This window comes from Acidimicrobiales bacterium (assembly GCA_041394245.1).
Taxonomy (GTDB): Bacteria; Actinomycetota; Acidimicrobiia; order Acidimicrobiales; family Aldehydirespiratoraceae; genus JAJRXC01.
In genome coordinates this window covers 831,512-848,561 of sequence record JAWKIR010000003.1, presented here as the reverse complement: position 1 = coordinate 848,561, position 17,050 = coordinate 831,512, and the positions used below count along the sequence as shown (strand labels likewise).

At 70.0% G+C, this 17,050-nt stretch carries 16 protein-coding genes and 1 tRNA gene; 13 read left to right on the top strand and 4 right to left on the bottom strand.

Features of this window, described 5'->3' with window-relative positions; genetic code table 11:
- The 4 genes from R2707_18800 to R2707_18785 form a co-directional block, all read left to right on the top strand.
- Positions 1 to 397, top strand: a 397-nt coding sequence (locus tag R2707_18800; protein ID MEZ5247143.1) for a type IV pili twitching motility protein PilT, incomplete at its 5' end; no start/stop codon positions are given.
- On the top strand, positions 394 to 1,614 hold the full coding sequence (locus R2707_18795) for a type II secretion system F family protein (GenBank protein MEZ5247142.1): 1,221 nt from the start codon (positions 394 to 396) through the stop codon (positions 1,612 to 1,614). The genes R2707_18800 and R2707_18795, both read left to right, overlap by 4 nt.
- A 161-nt stretch (positions 1,615 to 1,775) precedes the next feature.
- Complete coding sequence (locus R2707_18790) at positions 1,776 to 2,258, top strand: prepilin-type N-terminal cleavage/methylation domain-containing protein (protein MEZ5247141.1); 483 nt, start codon at positions 1,776 to 1,778, stop codon at positions 2,256 to 2,258.
- Between the two features lie 240 nt (positions 2,259 to 2,498).
- Positions 2,499 to 3,917 (top strand): phosphodiesterase, encoded by a 1,419-nt coding sequence (locus tag R2707_18785; GenBank protein ID MEZ5247140.1) that lies wholly within the window; start codon positions 2,499 to 2,501, stop codon positions 3,915 to 3,917.
- Here the strand turns inward: R2707_18785 and R2707_18780 are convergent.
- Complete coding sequence (locus R2707_18780; GenBank protein ID MEZ5247139.1) at positions 3,881 to 4,549, bottom strand: hypothetical protein; 669 nt, start codon at positions 4,547 to 4,549, stop codon at positions 3,881 to 3,883. The two genes, R2707_18785 and R2707_18780, sit on opposite strands and share 37 nt — an antisense overlap.
- Positions 4,550 to 5,202: 653 nt before the next feature.
- Between R2707_18780 and R2707_18775 the strand changes: the two genes are divergently transcribed.
- Positions 5,203 to 5,730, top strand: coding sequence for an S-layer homology domain-containing protein (locus R2707_18775; protein ID MEZ5247138.1), 528 nt, complete (start codon positions 5,203 to 5,205; stop codon positions 5,728 to 5,730).
- Positions 5,731 to 5,908: 178 nt separating this feature from the next.
- Here the strand turns inward: R2707_18775 and R2707_18770 are convergent, their stop codons facing one another.
- Positions 5,909 to 6,688: an SDR family NAD(P)-dependent oxidoreductase gene (locus tag R2707_18770; protein ID MEZ5247137.1), complete on the bottom strand. Its 780-nt coding sequence runs from the start codon at positions 6,686 to 6,688 to the stop codon at positions 5,909 to 5,911.
- A gap of 71 nt (positions 6,689 to 6,759) precedes the next feature.
- Here R2707_18770 and nhaA point away from each other — a divergent pair, with 71 nt between their 5' ends.
- The 6 genes from nhaA (at position 6,760) to R2707_18740 (ending at position 13,473) form a co-directional block, all read left to right on the top strand.
- Positions 6,760 to 8,058, top strand: coding sequence for a Na+/H+ antiporter NhaA (gene nhaA / locus R2707_18765; GenBank protein ID MEZ5247136.1), 1,299 nt, complete (start codon positions 6,760 to 6,762; stop codon positions 8,056 to 8,058).
- 139 nt (positions 8,059 to 8,197) lie between these two features.
- A complete protein-coding gene (locus R2707_18760) occupies positions 8,198 to 11,233 on the top strand; it encodes a fibronectin type III domain-containing protein (protein ID MEZ5247135.1) in 3,036 nt (1,011 codons plus the stop codon).
- A 97-nt stretch (positions 11,234 to 11,330) separates the two neighbouring features.
- Positions 11,331 to 11,402 (top strand) — tRNA-Arg (locus R2707_18755).
- A 96-nt stretch (positions 11,403 to 11,498) separates the two neighbouring features.
- The gene (locus R2707_18750; protein ID MEZ5247134.1) at positions 11,499 to 11,897 is read left to right on the top strand and encodes a hypothetical protein; all 399 of its coding nucleotides are present in this window, start codon (positions 11,499 to 11,501) and stop codon (positions 11,895 to 11,897) included.
- Between the two features lie 115 nt (positions 11,898 to 12,012).
- Complete coding sequence (locus R2707_18745; protein MEZ5247133.1) at positions 12,013 to 12,375, top strand: cupin domain-containing protein; 363 nt, start codon at positions 12,013 to 12,015, stop codon at positions 12,373 to 12,375.
- Between the two features lie 39 nt (positions 12,376 to 12,414).
- Complete coding sequence (locus tag R2707_18740) at positions 12,415 to 13,473, top strand: Gfo/Idh/MocA family oxidoreductase (GenBank protein ID MEZ5247132.1); 1,059 nt, start codon at positions 12,415 to 12,417, stop codon at positions 13,471 to 13,473.
- On the opposite strand, the gene R2707_18735 is transcribed toward R2707_18740, so the two are convergent.
- Both R2707_18735 and R2707_18730 read right to left on the bottom strand, forming a co-directional pair.
- Entirely contained in the window at positions 13,439 to 14,095 is a 657-nt protein-coding gene (locus tag R2707_18735) for a response regulator transcription factor (GenBank protein ID MEZ5247131.1), read from the bottom strand. The two genes, R2707_18740 and R2707_18735, sit on opposite strands and share 35 nt — an antisense overlap.
- Before the next feature lie 2 nt (positions 14,096 to 14,097).
- Positions 14,098 to 15,276 (bottom strand): PspC domain-containing protein, encoded by a 1,179-nt coding sequence (locus tag R2707_18730; protein MEZ5247130.1) that lies wholly within the window; start codon positions 15,274 to 15,276, stop codon positions 14,098 to 14,100.
- A gap of 130 nt (positions 15,277 to 15,406) precedes the next feature.
- Here R2707_18730 and R2707_18725 point away from each other — a divergent pair, with 130 nt between their 5' ends.
- Entirely contained in the window at positions 15,407 to 16,747 is a 1,341-nt protein-coding gene (locus R2707_18725; protein ID MEZ5247129.1) for a PspC domain-containing protein, read from the top strand.
- Between the two features lie 64 nt (positions 16,748 to 16,811).
- Positions 16,812 to 17,033 carry a hypothetical protein gene (locus R2707_18720; protein ID MEZ5247128.1) on the top strand — a complete coding sequence of 74 codons (222 nt, stop codon included), beginning with the start codon at positions 16,812 to 16,814 and terminating at the stop codon, positions 17,031 to 17,033.
- Positions 17,034 to 17,050 lie beyond the last annotated feature (17 nt).

Sequence of the window (17,050 nt, the reverse complement as noted above, 5' to 3'; positions counted from 1 at the left end):
CGAGACCGGACATCTCGTGCTCGCGACCCTGCACAGCAGAACCGCTCAGGGCGCCGTGTCGCGAATCGTCGAATCGTTCGGCGAGGGCAGTCAGAACTTCGTGCGAGCCCAACTGGCCGATGCACTGATCGGTGTCGTCAGCCAGCAACTGGTTCCCGCCGCGACGGGTGGTCGAGTCCTCGCCACCGAGGTGCTGACCGCGTCGACCGGCGTGTCGAGCCTGATCCGCGAAGGCAAGGTCCACCAGATCGGCGCCGCGATCGACACCGGCGCGGCCCACGGGATGCAGTCGATGGATCGAAGCCTTGCGACGCTGCTGCGACGCGGTCTCGTGACCCGCGAAACGGCACTGGCTCGCTGCGTGGACCCGACCGGTATCCAGGAGCTGATCCGATGACCTCCACCCTGTGGACCTATGCCGCGATGGACGGCGACGGCAACACCGTGACCGGTGAGATCCGGGCGGGCAGCGAGGGCGACGCGGTCAGCCGCGTGCGCGACCTCGGCTACCGCCCCGTCAGCCTGCGCGAGCCGAGCACCAGCATCTTCTCCCGGGACTTCCAGATCGAACGATTCGCCGGCAAGGTCGACGCGGCCGAGCTGGCGGGCAGCATTCGCCAACTCTCCGCCATGCTGCGGGCCGGTGTTCCCATGATGCGGGGACTCAACGTGATCGTCGAACAGAGCGACGACACGTTGGAGCGGGCCTGGGCGGCGGTGAGAACCGACATCGAGAGCGGCGATGCGTTGTCCGCGGCGCTCGAACGCCACCCGAAGGTCTTCGACACCATCCTCGTGAGTCTGGTCCGCGCCGGCGAGGCCTCGGGCACACTCGACCTCGCCCTGACGCAGGCGGCCACCGCGCTCGAACGCCGTGCCGCGCTGCGACGGAAGGTACGCAGCGCCCTGGCCTATCCGATCGCGGTCCTCGCCCTCGTCGGTGTCGTGGTCGTCGCGATGTCGTTGTTCGTCGTGCCGGTGTTCAGGTCCGTCTACGCCGACCTGGGCGGGGAGCTCCCGCTGCCGACGGTCGTCGTCCTCGCCGTGAGCGGGTTCCTCAGCAGCAACATCATCCCGCTGATCGCCGCTTCCTTCCTCGCCCGTGCCGCGTTGCGGAGGTGGAGAACCACGCCTGCCGGCGAGCTCGCCACGGCCCGGTTCATCCTGCGGCTCCCGATCGTGGGCGATCTCATCCGCCGCACCGCGCTCGCTCGGGCCTCCCGATCGCTTGCCGTCCTGACCGCTGCAGGGGTGCCCCTGCTCGAAGCACTCGACATCGCCGGGAGGGTCAGCGGCAACGCCGTGATCCGGACGGTGTTCAACGACGCCGGCGACGCCATCCGCAACGGCCGGACCCTCTCGTCGGAGTTGGGAAAGCACGCCGTCATCCCACCGCTGTTCTCCCAGGTGGTCGCGGTCGGCGAGGAGTCGGGCGACCTGACCGAGATGCTCTCCCTCGTCGGCGACGTCTACGAGTCCGAGGTCGACACCGCAGCCGAGTCGTTGTCCGCGGTCGCCGAGCCGCTGCTCATCGCCTTCCTCGGTGTGGTCGTCGGCGGCATCGTCTTGTCGCTCTACCTGCCGATGTTCCGACTCGTCGACCTCGTGCAGTAGCTGGGCCGTAGGGCCCAGCCGGGCGGTGACCTTCGGCCACTCCCCCCGGCCCGTTTCGCCCCTGTCGGACGTTCGCACTGATCCGCCGATCCGGCCTGCCGATGCTGCGGCCGATTCCCGACGACCGGGCACCAGCCCGGCCCCACCACGAAAGACCAGCCATGAATCGACACCGCACTCACACCGGCGCACGGGCCACCGGCGACCGAGGCTTCACTCTCATCGAGGTCATGGTCGTCGTGCTCGTCATCGGCATCCTGCTCGCCATCGGCGTGCCGACCTACCTCGGCGCTCGTGAACGGGCCCAGGATCAGGCCGCTCGCTCGACCCTGCGCAGCGCGCAGACGACGGCTGCCGTCGTCTACACCGACAACGGGACGTACCGCGACGCCAACGTCGCCAACATGCGTGCCGCCGAGCCGGGATTCACCTGGCGAAACAGCAACTCGGCATCTCGCGACCAGGACGAGATCAGCATCGCCTCCACCCGGGACGGCTCGGAGTGGGGTGCGGCGACGCTCTCCGACTCGGGCGAATGCTTCTACATCCGCCTGCGGGCCGACGGCAGCACGCTCTACGGCCATGCGTCGGGCAGCTCCTGCACCGGCAGCAAGGCACTCGGCGTCGGCGACTCCGAGTGGTAGGAGCCGCTCCCTGCCGGGAGAACTGAGTCGACCCGACCGGATTCGATTCGAGCGGGCGATCGACCAGAGATCGACTCGACGTCAACACGGGCCCTTCGGGGCTCGTGTTGCGGTTTTCGGCAACAGCCGGCCGAACTGGATCCGTCCCGTCATACTGCGAGACGCCGTGCCGATGCTGGCGACCATGACCGGCAGTTCCGGCGCCACCGCGCAGCCACACCGCGAATCGAGCCGACAGTGATGACACTCGTCGTCTCCGTCGTCGCGTTCGTGGCCGTCGTCGTGATCGCGATCGGCGCCGGGACCATCCGGACGCTGCGTCGGACCGTCGCCGGCCTCGAAGAACGGAACGCTGCCGCAGCCGACCCCGACCGCGATCCGCTGACGGGCGTCGCCAGCTGGTCGGGCCTCATCACCCACTTGCGGCGCGCCCGCGCCCGCCGGACCGACAGCGACGACGACATCGCCCTGCTCGCGTTCGACATCGGCGAGTTCGGCGCGCTGAACGCGACACTCGGTCGAGGTGCAGGCGATCTCGTCCTGACGACCGTCGCCACCCGGATGCAATCGAAGGTCAGGAACGGGGAGGTCCTCGCACGAACCAGCGGGGCCCGCTTCATCGTCGCCCTCGAGGCACCGGTGACGGCCTACGGCGCCCGCCGCGCCGCCAGCCGTCTGCTCGACGCCATCCGCGAACCGTTCGAGATCGACAACGCCACCGTCGCGGTCGACGCCCACGCCGGCATCGCCGTCGGCCGGCGCGTCGACGGCGAGCGGCTGATCGACGACGCCCAGACCGCCCTCATGAAGGCCCGCAGCGACGGCGCCCACCACGCCGTGCTCTACACCGACTCGCTCCGCCGCGACACCGAGAAGAGCTTTCATCAGGCGCAGCAGCTGAAGACGGCCGTCGCCGACGGCGAGCTCTATCTGGCCTATCAGCCCATCCATCGAACCGACGACGGCGCCCTCGCCGGGGTCGAGGCGCTCCTGCGGTGGGACAGCCGGACATTCGGACCCGTGTCGCCGGTCGACTTCATCCCGATCGCGGAGGACACCGGCGCGATCGTCGAGATCGGCGCGTGGGTGCTCCAAAAGGCGTGTGAGGACCTCCAGCACATCGCCGCCGAACGAGACGACCTGTTCCTGTCCGTCAACGTGTCGCCGCACCAGATGCGCAAGCCCGGTTTCCCCGAGCTCGTCGAGGCAGTCCTGGCGAGCACCGACGTCGCCCCCTCGTCGCTGCAGCTCGAGATCACCGAGTCCACGCTGGCCCGTCCCGAAGAGGTCGAACAACAGCTCCTGGCGCTCCGACACCTCGGCGTGCGCATCGCACTCGACGACGTGGGCACCGGCTACTCGTCGCTCGCACAGATCGCGGCGTTGCCCGTCGACGCCATCAAGCTCGACCGGTCCCTCATCAGCCGTCTCGGGGGCGACGACGACAGCGGCGCGGCGCGGGTGTTCGCGACGCTGGCCGCACTCGGACGGTCGCTCGGTCTCGACGTGATCGCCGAGGGGGTCGAGACACCCGAACAGGCGCGCATCGCCCGTGAGGCCGGCTGCTCGCACGAGCAGGGATACCTCTACTCCCGGCCGGTGAAGCTCGACGAAGCGGTGGCCTACACCCGCCTCGACATCGGCGACCGCTCCAGCTGAGAACGGTCTCGGGCTGATCGGCTCACGACAAGATCATCGCCCACGATGGCCCGAAGGTCACAGGCCCGATGAGGTTCGTCACCACCCGCTGAGGCGGACGATTCGTCGGCGTCAAGAGCGCGCGAAGCACCGCCGTTGCCCGGCGCATGGCCGGGAGATTCGAGCGACGAGAAGGGATCGGAGTGGCTGTTGCGGCCGCGCTGATCAGCCTCACGCTCGCGGCACCGGCAGCCGCCGAGGAAGCCGGACCCGCCGCCGACGCGCACTCGGCACCCACCGTGGAAGTGATCGTCTCCGAGCCGGTCGGGGAGGGCCAGGCCCCCAGCTTCGATGTCGTCGAGACCGACCTCGACGGCCTGCTGGACCTGCTCGACACGGTCGAGGACGGCGAGCGGGTCGAGTGGAACGGCACCGCCCGACTGACCGTCCGACCCGCCGATCCCGGGTTCGCCCACGGCGCACCCGCCCAGCGGGCCAGCCTCGAAACCGCGTGGGACACGACACTCGGCTCGTCCGACGTGGTCATCGCCGTGCTCGACAGCGGGGTGACGCCAGGACCCGAGTTCGGCGATCGCCTCCTTCCCGGCGTCAGCATGATCGACGGGGACCCGACCGACGACAGCTTCGGGCATGGAACCGCGGTTGCGAAGGTCGCTGCCGCCGCCCACAACGGCAGCGAGGCCGCCGGGGTCTGCCCTGCGTGCCTCGTCCTGCCGGTCCAGGTGGCCGACGCCAACGGTGGTGTGGCCTGGTCGGCCGCTGCCGAAGGGATCGTCTGGGCCGTTGATCACGGCGCCGACATCATCAACCTGTCGTTCGGGGGACGCGCGACGCCCTCGGTGGTGAGCGAAGCGGTGGCCTACGCCCTCGCCCAGGACGTGATCGTCGTCGCTTCCGCGGGCAACTACGGCGATGACGCGCCCTTCTACCCCGCAGCCCTCGACGGCGTGATCTCGGTCGGCGCCCACGACGACCTCTTCGGGCGCTACCAGTGGTCCAGCTACGGCAGCTGGGTCGACGTCGCCGCTCCGGGCTGCATCCACGACGTGCACGGGCCCGACACCCTCGGTTGCGGCACCAGCTTCTCGTCGCCGTGGATCAGCGGCGTGGTCGGTCTGCTGATCGCCGCGCAGGGCCCGACCGACCCGACCACCGCCGAGCAACTGCTGGAATCGGTCGCTGCGCCGCTCACCTGGGTCGAGACCGGCTGGGTCGCACCCGGCGAACTGTTCGGCCGACGATTCACCGACGTCAACCCCACCAGCTACTACGCCCAACCCGTCGCATGGCTCGTCGCCAACGACATCACCACCGGCACCACCCCCACCACCTACGCCCCCGACGCCCCCGTCACCGCGCCCAACTCGCCACCTTCCTCTACCGCCTCTCGACCAACGACAGCCACAACGACCAGACCCACACCGCCGCCGCCACCGCCGCCGCCACCTTCACCGACGTCAACCCCACCAGCTACTACGCCCAACCCGTCGCATGGCTCGTCGCCAACGACATCACCACCGGCACCACCCCCACCACCTACGCCCCCGACGCCCCCGTCACCCGCGCCCAACTCGCCACCTTCCTCTACCGCCTCTCGACCAACGACAGCCACAACGACCAGACCCACACCGCCGCCGACACCGCCGCCGCCACCTTCACCGACGTCAACCCCACCAGCTACTACGCCCAACCCGTCGCATGGCTCGTCGCCAACGACATCACCACCGGCACCACCCCCACCACCTACGCCCCCGACGCCCCCGTCACCCGCGCCCAACTCGCCACCTTCCTCTACCGCCTCTCCGCCGGCTGAGCGCGACGCGGTCTGCGCTCGTTGACCATTCAGAGAGGATCAGGCGACGAGACCGGGTGAACCTCGGCTCTCGCCCTTCGTCTCGGCCGCCCGAGGCAGCCTCGAACTGCGACGGGGGTCCGACCCCCCAATGCAGCGGTCAAGGGGCGAGCATCATTGCGTACCCGGACCTGACCCGCTACGACTCGAACACCTGCGGATACATCGCAGTGGTCGCCGCCGACATCATGTCGACGCGATCTGCCCGCGGCACGGTGGCCGCGAACTCGAGTCCTTCGTCGGCCAGCCAGCGACCGCCCTCGGGCAGATCGTCGAGCGCCCGCGACACCACCGTCCGCGGATCGACCGGTGGGGCCATCATGCGCGAATGGTCGGCCCCGTTCGCCCGGAACGCCGGCGTGTCCATGCTCGGGGCGACGACGGCCTGGGTCACGACCCCGCTCTCACGGATCTCCCAGCCGACGGCCTCGATCAGGTTGACGACGAACGCCTTCGTGGCGCTGTAGAGACCGACGCCCGCGGTGCCTGCGAGCGCAGAGCCCGAACTCGTCGCGACGAACCCACCCCGCCCTCGGGCCACCATCGCAGGGAGTGCCCATGCAGCGAGATCGACGACGCCCTTGCAGTTGACGTCGAGGTGGGCCTGACGCTGGGCCGCCGACATGTCGAGGAAGTTGCCGACGAAGCTGATGCCGGCGTTGGCGACGGCGAGACCGATCTCGAGATCGCCGACCTCGCTCGTGAGGGTGTCGAGCCACGCAGGATCGGTCACGTCGGCCACCACCGCCCGTGTCTCGCCGGACAGCTCGGCGGCGACGTCGTGCACCGTCGGGTCGCGGTCGACCATCACCACACCGACACCGCGCCCGTGGATCTCCTCGACAAAGGCGAGACCCACCCCCATCGCTGCGCCCGTCACCACAGCCCAGGGTCCGAATCGTTCGCTGAATTCCGTCATGGCATCGAACCCTACTCGTCGCCCTGATATGGGCCCGATCTGCGCCGATGCTCCCGGCCGAAGGGGGTCTCATGTCATCCACCGCACCATCGCCGACGGCAACCGTCGACCAGCCCACCAACCGAAACGCACGACTCGCCCTCCGCGAGTTCCTCAAGCTCGAGAGCGCCGGGGGCGTGTGCCTCCTCGTCGCGACCGTGACGGCGTTGGTGCTCGCCAACTCGCCCCTCGGCCACACCATCGCCGAGTTCTGGCACCACCACGCCGTGGTCATGGTCGGGCCGGTCGAGATCGACGAGTCGCTCGTCCACTGGATCAACGACGGCGCCATGGCGATCTTCTTCCTGGTGGCCGGCCTCGAGATCAAGCGTGAACTGGTCGTCGGCGAGCTCCGCGACATCCGTCGCGCCGCACTCCCGGCCATCGCCGCTCTCGGCGGCATGATCATGCCGGCGGTGATCTACGTGATGATCAACGCCGGCGGTGACGGCGCCGGCGGTTGGGGCATCCCCCTCGCGACCGACATCGCGTTCGCGGTCGCATTGCTCGGCGTCGTCGGGCGGCGTCTGCCCTCCGGCCTCAAGGTGTTCCTCCTCAGCCTCGCGATCGCCGACGACATCGGCGCAGTGCTGGTCATCGCCATCTTCTACAGCTCGTCGATCTCGTTCACATGGCTCGGCATCGTCGGTGGTCTCCTCGCCCTCGTCATCTTGATGAAGCGGGCCGACATCTGGTTCGTGCCCGCCTATGTCATCGTCGGCATCGGCCTCTGGGTGGCGATGCTGGAATCGGGCGTCCACGCGACGCTCGCCGGTGTCATCCTCGGACTCATGGCGCCGGCGGTCGCCCGCAAGCCCGACCCGACGCTCGTCGCCGTCGAGCCCAGCACCCCGCTCGGTGTGTTGCACGAAGTGCTGACCGACGCCCGAGAGACGATCCCGGTCACCGATCGCCTCCTCCACACCCTGCACCCGTGGACGGCGTTCGTCATCCTGCCGATCTTCGCCCTCGCGAACGGCGGCGTCGAGCTCTCCGCCTCCGGACTGGCCGATGCCGCGACGAGTCCGATCACGCTCGGCGTCATCGGCGGCCTGGTCGCCGGCAAGTGCATCGGCATCGTGGTCGCCACCCGCCTCGCCGTCGGCTTCGGCATCGGCTCGCTGCCCGAGGGTGTGAACTGGCGGATGATCACCGGTGTGGCGCTGCTCGGCGGCATCGGATTCACGGTGTCGTTGTTCATCACCGGGCTCGCCTTCGAAGACCCGCACCTGCAGGACGCCGCGAAGATCGGCGTGCTCACCGCCTCGGTCCTCGCCGCCCTCGCCGGTTCGCACGTCCTGAAGCGAGAGGCCGCGGCACTCCGCGACTGAGGCATCGCCGGGCCGATCCTCGGATCGCAGACCAGCCCTCATGCGGGCGACCGAGCTGCCGAGACTGCGGTCGAGTCGACGGATCGCGCTCACCTGTCAGGCCATGGACGGCGTGAACAGTCCCCCGTGAGGACCTGCGGTGCCCCGTTCGACCCCCTCTTCCCTGGCGATGGCGATGCGACGCCTCATGGCGTCGGTCGGTGCACTCACGATGCTGGCCGCGGCTTCGGCGGTACCCGAACTCGGCCTGTTCACGCCGGCGGCGGCCGCATCGCCCTGGGACCAGATCGGCCGCGACATCGACGGCGCGACGGCAGGTGACCAGTCCGGCTACTCGCTGGCGTTGTCCGACGACGGCACCCGACTCGCCGTGGGCGCCGTTCGCGACGACGGCACCCATGCCGGCTACGTCCGGGTGTTCCAGTGGACGGGTTCGGCCTGGAGCCAGATGGGGGCCGACATCGATGCGGAGTCGGTCAACGACGAATCGGGATACTCCGTGGCGTTGTCGGCCGACGGTTCCCGACTCGCCGTGGGTGCGCGGCTCAACAACGGCGCCGCGAACTTCGCCGGGCACGTGCGGGTCTTCCAGTGGACGGGTTCGGCCTGGCAGCAGGTGGGCGCCGACATCGACGGCGAAGCGCAGTACGAACAGTCCGGCTACTCGGTGGCGTTGTCCGCCGACGGTGCCCGACTCGCCGTCGGCGCGCCCGGGGGCGACTCGAACCGCGGGCTCGTGCGCGTGTACCTGTGGTCGGGCACAACGTGGACCCAGCTCGGAGAGACGATCTCCGGCGACACCGTGTCGGACACGTCGGGCTGGTCCGTGGCGCTGTCGGACGATGGCACTCGACTGGCCGTGGGTTCACCCGGCAACGACGACTCGGCCCCGAACGCGGGGCGCGTGTCGGTGTTCACCTGGACGGGTTCGGCGTGGACACGGATGGGGTTCGTGGACGGCGAAGCGCCAGGCGACTTCTCCGGTCGATCGGTTGCCCTGTCGGCGGACGGGTCCCGTCTCGCCGTCGGGGCGGCCAAGAACGACGACGCGGGAGCGGACGCCGGACATGTGCGGGTGTATTCGTGGTCCGGCGCGGCGTGGATGCCGCTGGGGGCCGACATCGACGGCCAGTCGGCGAACGACCAATCGGGCGCGTCGGTGGCCTTGTCGGCCGACGGATCACGCCTCGCCGTCGGGGCGACGGGAGCCGGACCGGGGCAGGTCCGGATCTTCCTGTGGACGGGTTCGACATGGTTGCAGTCGGGTGCGAACGTCATCGGCGAGGCGGCCGACGACCGATCGGGCACGTCGGTGGCCATGGCCGCCGACGGCGTCGCCTTCGCGGTCGGCGCGCCACGCAACGACGGCGCGGGAGACAACGCCGGCCACGTACGGGTCCATGGTTCACTGACCCCGACACCGGTGCCGGGACCGCCGCTCGACGTGAGCGGTGTGGCGAGCGATTCCCAGGTCACGGTGTCGTGGTCGGCACCGCTGTCCGATGGCGGTTCGCCCATCACCGGGTACTCGGTGACGGCATCGCCGGGCGGCGCGACCTGCTCGACGTCGGGTGCACTGTCGTGCACGGTGGCCGGACTCACGAACGGGACCGCATACACGTTCGCGGTGATGGCGACCAACGGCGAAGGGACCGGTCCGCCTTCGGCCGTGCCGGGTTGGCTGACACCGGCGACGCTCCCCGGGGCCCCCACCGGCGCGACCGCACGGCTGTCGGGCGAGACCGAGGCGGTCGTGTGGTGGACGGCGCCCGAATCGAACGGGGGGTCGGCCATCGTCTCCTACACGGTGACGGCATCGCCGGGCGGCGCGAGCTGCGAGACCACCGGCGCACTGTCGTGCACCGTCAGCGGACTCACGGCGGGCGAGACCTACGCCTTCACGGTCGCCGCCACCAACGGGATCGGCACCGGCCCGCCCTCGGCGGCATCCGAGACCGTCGTGGCGACGGCGCCCGACGCCCCGACGGGGGTGATCGCCGTGGCCGGCGACGCCACTGCCACGGTGTCGTGGTCGGCACCCGTCTCCGACGGCGGGTCGCCCATCACGATCTACACGGCGACTGCGATCCCGGGCGGCGCGACCTGCTCGACCGCAGTGCTCCTGTCCTGCACCGTCACCGGCCTCACCAACGACATCGCCCACACCTTCACCGTGACCGCCACCAACGCCATCGGCACCAGCCCCGCATCGACCGCCACCGCACCCGTGACCCCGACGGGGCCGTCCGGGGAGGTCACCTCGGTCGTTCCGGGCACGCCGACGAGCGTGGCCGCATCGCCCGGCGACCGGGCGGCCACGGTCACGTGGGTGGCACCCGCGCCGGGCAGCGGAGCGCCGGTCACCGGCTACACGGCGACCGCGTGGCCGGGCGGCGCGACCTGTTCGACCACGGCGGCGCTGACCTGCACGGTGACCGGGTTGACCAACGGCGTGACCTACTCGATCACCGTCGTCGCGAGCTCCGCCGGCGTCACCGGCATGCCGTCGGCGCCCGCGGTCTCGGTGACACCGACGACGAACCCGCCGGACGACGGCGATGTCGGAGCGGGCTCCGTCGTGAACCTCCCGGCCACGCTCGCCCCGTGCCCGACCCCCGCCCTGCCGTTCACCGACACCGCCCAGGTGATCTCCGAAGCCGACGTTGCCTGCCTGTTCGGACTCGGCATCACCACCGGCACCTCGGCCACCACCTACAGCCCCGACGGCCTCGTCGACCGCAACCAGATGGCCTCCTTCCTCGCCCGCCTCTGGCGCGCCGCCGGACTCGAATGCCCGAGCCCCGCCCTGCCGTTCACCGACATCGCCCAGGTCATCTCACAGTCGGACATCGCCTGCCTCTACGGGCTCGACATCACCACCGGCACCTCTCCCACCACCTATGGCCCCCACGGCCTCGTCGACCGCAACCAGATGGCCTCCTTCCTCGCCCGCCTCTGGCGCGCCGCCGGACTCGAATGCCCGGCGCCGACGGTGCCGTTCACCGACATCGGCTCGGTCATCTCGGAGGCGGACGTGGCCTGCATCTACGGGCTCGGCATCACCACCGGCACCTCCCCCACCACCTACAGCCCCGATGGCCTCGGAGGCCTCGTCGACCGCGACCAGATGGCGTCGTTCCTCGCCCGCATGTGGCGCGCGATCGGCGACTCCTGACACGGATTCGCCGTCCTCTCGGGCGACGCCCGGCCGCGCACCGGCACTACGCTGATCGCCCGACCGGGGGTTTCGCGCCGCGAAATCGTGCGGTCCCGCCCCCGTAGCTCAGTGGATAGAGCATCGGTTTCCTAAACCGTGTGCGCAAGTTCGATTCTTGCCGGGGGCGCAACCGGGCGCCGCTCGGGTTTGGGAGCGGCGCGGATCGGGAAGGCCACTGTCGGTTGCCGACAGCAGCCGCACCCGTCCACTCCGAGGAGCCACCGTGAACGCCATTGCCCAACAGCTCGCCAACCACCCGAGCCGAGACACCTTCGACACCGTCGAGCTGGCCCGGGCCATCGAGGCGTGCGTCGAGGCCGCGGCCGTGAGCGCGATGTGCGCCGACGCGTGCCTGGTCGACGAGAGCGACGCCGACATGCGTCGGTGCATTCAACTCGATCTCGACTGCGCGACGATCTGTACCGCGACCGCGCAGGTGCTCAGTCGGCCGGCCCCGAACGGTGAGGTGTGGCGGCGCTTGCTCGAGACCTGCGCCCGGGCGTGCCATGCCTGCGCCGCCGAGTGCGAGACCCACACGCGCTCGAAGCACTGCATGACCTGCGCCGACACCTGCCGCCGCTGTGAGATGGCCTGTCAGCAGCTGCTCGCTGTGGCCGCCTGACTCATCGACGTCAGGGCGGGGTGACGCCGTAGCGCAGCACGAACCAGCGCACCGCCTCGCTCACCCGGGCGTCGACCGTCAGCTCGCCGCGCCGTTCACGGTCGGCGAGGAAGGCGTGGAAGTTCGCATACGTCCGGGTCGGGCCGGCCTCCCACACCGTGCGGGCGAGCTCCGGGAACCGGTTGTACTCGCCGAGGGTGAGACGAAGCACCGCAGCGGCCGACTCGCTGAAGACACCGAGGCATGTGCGTCGCCCGATCGCCACCCGTGGCCGACCTGGGAGCTCGTCATCAGCGGCACGGTCAGGGTCATCATCGACGGCGAGGAGTTCCTCGCCCACGCAGGCGACACCATCCACACGCCCGCCGACGTCGTCCACACCTATGTCGTCGAGAGCAACGACGCCCACATCGTCGGTGTCCGCGCGTTCGCCGGCTCGCTCGACATCGAACTGCTCGGACCGCCGCTCGCGGTGTGAACCGGCTCGCACCGGCGGCCGCCGCGCCAGACTGGGCGGATGACCATTCGCATCGGGTTCGTCGGCTGTGGATTGATCGCCGGCTTCCACGCCTTCGGGCTCTCGCGGGTCGTCGATGCCGACATCGTGGCCGCGTACGACATCGACGCGGAACGGAGCCGTGCGTTCGCCGCCGCCCACGGCGCACAAGTCGCCACCTCGGTCGACGATGTCGTCGCTGCCGTCGACGCCGTCTACGTCACCACCTGGACGGCCGCGCACCCGGCCGCGGTCGAGCAGGTCGCCGCCGCCGGTCTCCCGGTGTTCTGCGAGAAGCCGCTCGGCGTCGACCTACCGACCGCCCGGGCGATGCTCGACACCGTGCAACGAGCAGGCGTCGTCAACCAGGTCGGCCTCGTCCTGCGATCCTCACCGGCCTTTCGCTGGTTGCACCACGAAGTCCGCTCCGGCGAGCACGGGGAACCCATGAGCATGGTGTTCCGCGACGACCAGTACCTCCCCACGCGGGGGATGTACGCGTCCACGTGGCGCGGTGATCCCGCCCTCGCCGGTGCGGGCGCTCTGCTCGAACACTCCATCCACGATCTCGACCTGATCGAGTGGATCATGGGCGACATCGTGTCAGTGAACTGCACCACGGCTCATGCGCACGGCATCGACGGGATCGAGGATCAGGCGAGCGTGATCCTGCGGACGGCCGACGGCGCCCAGGCCGTGTTGAGCTCGACCTGGCACGACATCGATGCCCGGCCGAGCCAGCGGTCGGTCGAGGTGTTCTGCCGTCTCCGCTACCTCGCCGTCGAAGGGGACTGGTTCGGACCGGTGCGATGGCAGGACGCCGATGGCGAGCCTGCGACGCTCGAAGGCAAGGAGCTCGTCAACGCGGCCCTGGCCCACGACGGGATCGCCGGCGCTCCCGACGCCGACTTCGTCGCCGCCGTCCGCGAGGGGCGACCGGCACACCCCGACTTCTCCGTGGCGGTGCGAGCCCACGAGCTCGCCGATGCCGCCTATCGCAGCGCCGCCGCCGACGGCGCACCGATGAGCGTGGCCCGCGACACGGTCACCAGATCCGACGCGCCGCCGCCCAGTGACTGAGTTCGTGGCGATTCGAGAGCTGCAGCTTGCGCAACACCGCCGACGCGTGGGTCTCGACCGTCTTCACCGAGATCGTCAGCTGCTGGGCGATCTCCTTGTAGGTGTAGCCACGAGCAAGATGCCGCAGCACCTCCTTCTCGCGGGTGGTGAGGGCGTCGAGGTCGTTGTCGGCGTCCTCGACCTCGGCGGCCGGGGGCCCACCGGCGAACGCGTCGAGCACGAAGCCGGCGAGCCGGGGCGAGAACACGGCATCGCCTTCGCTCACCCGGATGATCGCGTCGACCAGTTCATCGGCCGAGATCGACTTGGTGACATAACCGCGAGCGCCGGCCCGCACCACGTCGATCACGTCCTCGGCGGCATCGGAGACCGACAGGGCGAGGAACCGCGTGTCGACACCGGCGGCGTCGATCTCCTCGATCACCTCGCGTCCGGTACCCGAGGGAAGGTGCACGTCGAGGAGGACGACATCCGGGGACCACTGCTCGATCACGGCGACCGCGGCGGCGATGTCGTCGGCCTCCGCCACGACCGTGACCCGATCGCCGATCTCCGAGCGCACGCCGCTGCGGAACATCTGATGATCGTCGACCAGAACGACGCGGGGCGGGGCGGCTGCCATGGTCAGACCGTATCCCTACGTGCGGCACCCACGAGCGGGGCGAAGAGCTCGACTTCGGTGCCTTCCCCGCGAGCCGACCGGATGTCGACGGTTCCCCCGACGCGCTCCATGCGGCCGACGATCGATTCGCGCACGCCCAGGCGGTCCTCGGCCACCGCGGCGGGGTCGAACCCGGCGCCGGTGTCGCGCACGAACACGCGCACCCCGTCGTCCTCGACTTCCGCGTAGACCGACACCTGGTCGCAGCCCGACCACTTGGCCGCGTTGGTGGCCGCCTCGCCCATCGCGGCCATGAGCGCCTCGAGCGTGCTGTCGAGGGCGATGTCGCCCACGACGACCTGCTCGACCGCGACGTCGAACCGATCCTCGACGATGCCGGCGATCCGGTCGACCGAGTTCTTGAGCGTGGTCGCCGCCGGATCGTCGGAGTCGGCATAGAGCCAACGACGCAGCTCGCGCTCTTGTTGACGGGCCAGGTGGGCGATCACCTTGGGATCGTCGGTTCGCTGGATGAGCGCGAAGGTCTGCAGGACCGAGTCGTGCAGATGGGCGGCCATGTCGGCTCTCGCGTCGGCGTGGAGCCGGCGCCGGCGCTCCTCGGCCCGGTCTCGCATGAGGACCGCGATCCACGGTCCGATGATGAGCGCCGCCCCGCCGAGCACCAGCGAGGTCGCGAGGATGCTGCTGCGGATGACCTCGAAGGAGAGGTTGCCGGCGATGAGGGCGGTGATCCCGGCGCCGACGACCAGGATTCCGGCGCCGATGCGGACGGCCTCGGACCGGGTGGCTTCGAGCTGCGGCTGCACCTGCCACACGACGACACCGACACCGATGCCGACGACGACGACCGGCCACACGACCTGACCGGGAAGCCCGAGCCCGAGCGCGTTCTGGGTGAGGACGACACCCAGGACGATGAGGGTCAGCCCGATGCCGCGCCGGAGTTCCGGGGTGTCGCTCCCACCCGGCTCCGGCGTGGGTCCCGACGGGAGAACCGCCCAGGCGAACAGGTACAGCAGGGCGCCGGTGCCGGTGATGCCGAGGACGATGGCGGCGATCCGCACCACGGGCGGGTCGACCCCGACCGCTCGGGCCAGGCCCGCACACACACCGGCGACGACCCGGTCGTTGGTCGACCGGTTCGGCAGGTTGCGGCTGGGAGTGGCGGTCGCCTCGGTCACGCCTCCATGCTCGCACGAACCGGCCCAGTTGCGACTCGGGGGTGAACCCGGAGCGGTCCCCGAGGTCTCAGGGTCGAATCAGGGTCGACCCCGATGGGCAGATCGTCGCCCAGGCGTCAGAGTTGGATCCATGAGCGAAGAGTCGACCACCGACGACACCACCCAGGAGCTCCCCCCGGCTCCTCCCCCCGGCGATCCCATCGGTCCCCGGCGTCTCCGTCGCAGCAATGACGACCGGATGATCGCCGGCGTGAGTGGTGGGATCGCCGACTACTTCGGCATCGATCCGATCATCGTGCGCCTGGCCTTCGTGGCGCTCGCCCTGCTCGGCGGCAGCGGAATCGGGTTGTATCTCATCGCGTGGCTGGTGATGCCGCACGCCCACGAGGACGAGAGCATGGCGATCAACGCATTGCGCGGCGGTCATCGACCGGGTGGCCGGGCCTTCCTCGCCGTCGGCCTCTTGCTCGTGGGGATCGTCGTGCTTTCGGGCTCGCTGTTCTGGCTGCCGCTCGGCGATGGGCTCTTCCTGCCGCTCCTCATCCTGGCGGCGGGCATCGCGCTGCTGGTGTGGCCCGCCGACGGAACGGACTGGCACGACCGCTGGCACCGCCACGACGCCGAGTGGCGCAGCGAACGCGAGGCGGTCCGTTCCGAGTGGCGTCGGGAACGCGACGAATGGCGTGAGAGTCGACACCAGTGGCGTCACGGCTATCGGCAGGGCGTTCAGGGGCAGGGTGTTCAGGAGCAGGGTGTTCAGGAACAGGGTGTGCAGCCCGAGGGAGCGACCGACGCCCCGGCACCGGCCCGGCCACCTCGCTCGGCCCGGCGCCGACCTCGCCCGGCACCGTTCCTCGGCCCGATCGGCCTCGCGCTGCTCCTCGCGTTCGCCGGCCTCACCGTGTTCGCCGATCGGGTCGGCTGGTGGAGCACCGACCCGGCCGCGTTCTTCGCCATCTGCCTCATGGTCATCGGCGTGGTGCTCGTCGTCTCGGCCTTCGCTGGACGGGCCCGAGGCCTCATCTGGCTCGGTCTCTTGCTGCTGCCGATCGCCTGGGCCGTCGCCGCGGTCGACCTCACCTGGTGGGACGGCGTCGGTGAGGAGTTGATCACCGTCGACAGCCTCGATGAACTCGCTGACGAGTACCGATGGGGGGTCGGCCAGCTCCACATCGACCTCGGCGACCTCGACCTCGACGGCGAGGATCGCGACCTCGCCATCGGCCTCACCGTGGGCGAGCTCAAGATCTGGGTGCCCGACACGCTCGGCGTCGACATCGACCTCGACGGTCGACTCGGGTCGGTCATCGTCAGCGACCACGACCTGCGCCTCAACGACGACGGTGTCGACGTCGCCCTCGAACGCAGTGTCGGCGACCCGGCCGGTGGCACCCTGCATCTCGACGTCGACCTCGGCATCGGCGAGGCCGAAGTCATCGTCTGCGGCGGCGGGACGATCCCATGCCCATAGTCGGACTCTGGATGCTCGGACTCATGATCGCCGTTCTCCTCGACCAACTCCCCAAGGAATCCTGATGGACACCCACCCGATCGACCCGATCGCCCTCATCGCCGGCCTGTTCTTCGGACTCGCCGGGCTGGCGATCTTCGCCAATCAGCAATGGGAGGACGTCGACGTCACGGCGTTCACCGCCGCCGGCGTGATGCTCATCGGCCTGCTGCTGCTCGGCCTCGTGGTGGCTCGCTTCGTCAGGAGTCCGAGCACCCGGTCCGATCCGGACACCCCCGATTCCTGACCCGCCACAGCGGTGTC

Excerpts from the sequence above, each read along its gene's own strand:
- R2707_18795 (MEZ5247142.1), top strand. The coding sequence starts at position 394 with ATGACCTCCACCCTGTGGACCTATGCCGCGATGGACGGCGACGGCAAC.
- R2707_18790 (MEZ5247141.1), top strand. The coding sequence starts at position 1,776 with ATGAATCGACACCGCACTCACACCGGCGCACGGGCCACCGGCGACCGA.
- R2707_18785 (MEZ5247140.1), top strand. The coding sequence starts at position 2,499 with ATGACACTCGTCGTCTCCGTCGTCGCGTTCGTGGCCGTCGTCGTGATC.
- R2707_18780 (MEZ5247139.1), bottom strand. The coding sequence starts at position 4,549 with ATGCCCGAAGCTGTCGTCGGTCGGGTCCCCGTCGATCATGCTGACGCC.
- R2707_18775 (MEZ5247138.1), top strand. The coding sequence starts at position 5,203 with ATGGCTCGTCGCCAACGACATCACCACCGGCACCACCCCCACCACCTA.
- R2707_18770 (MEZ5247137.1), bottom strand. The coding sequence starts at position 6,688 with ATGACGGAATTCAGCGAACGATTCGGACCCTGGGCTGTGGTGACGGGC.
- nhaA (MEZ5247136.1), top strand. The coding sequence starts at position 6,760 with ATGTCATCCACCGCACCATCGCCGACGGCAACCGTCGACCAGCCCACC.
- R2707_18740 (MEZ5247132.1), top strand. The coding sequence starts at position 12,415 with ATGACCATTCGCATCGGGTTCGTCGGCTGTGGATTGATCGCCGGCTTC.
- R2707_18735 (MEZ5247131.1), bottom strand. The coding sequence starts at position 14,095 with ATGGCAGCCGCCCCGCCCCGCGTCGTTCTGGTCGACGATCATCAGATG.
- R2707_18725 (MEZ5247129.1), top strand. The coding sequence starts at position 15,407 with ATGAGCGAAGAGTCGACCACCGACGACACCACCCAGGAGCTCCCCCCG.
- R2707_18720 (MEZ5247128.1), top strand. The coding sequence starts at position 16,812 with ATGGACACCCACCCGATCGACCCGATCGCCCTCATCGCCGGCCTGTTC.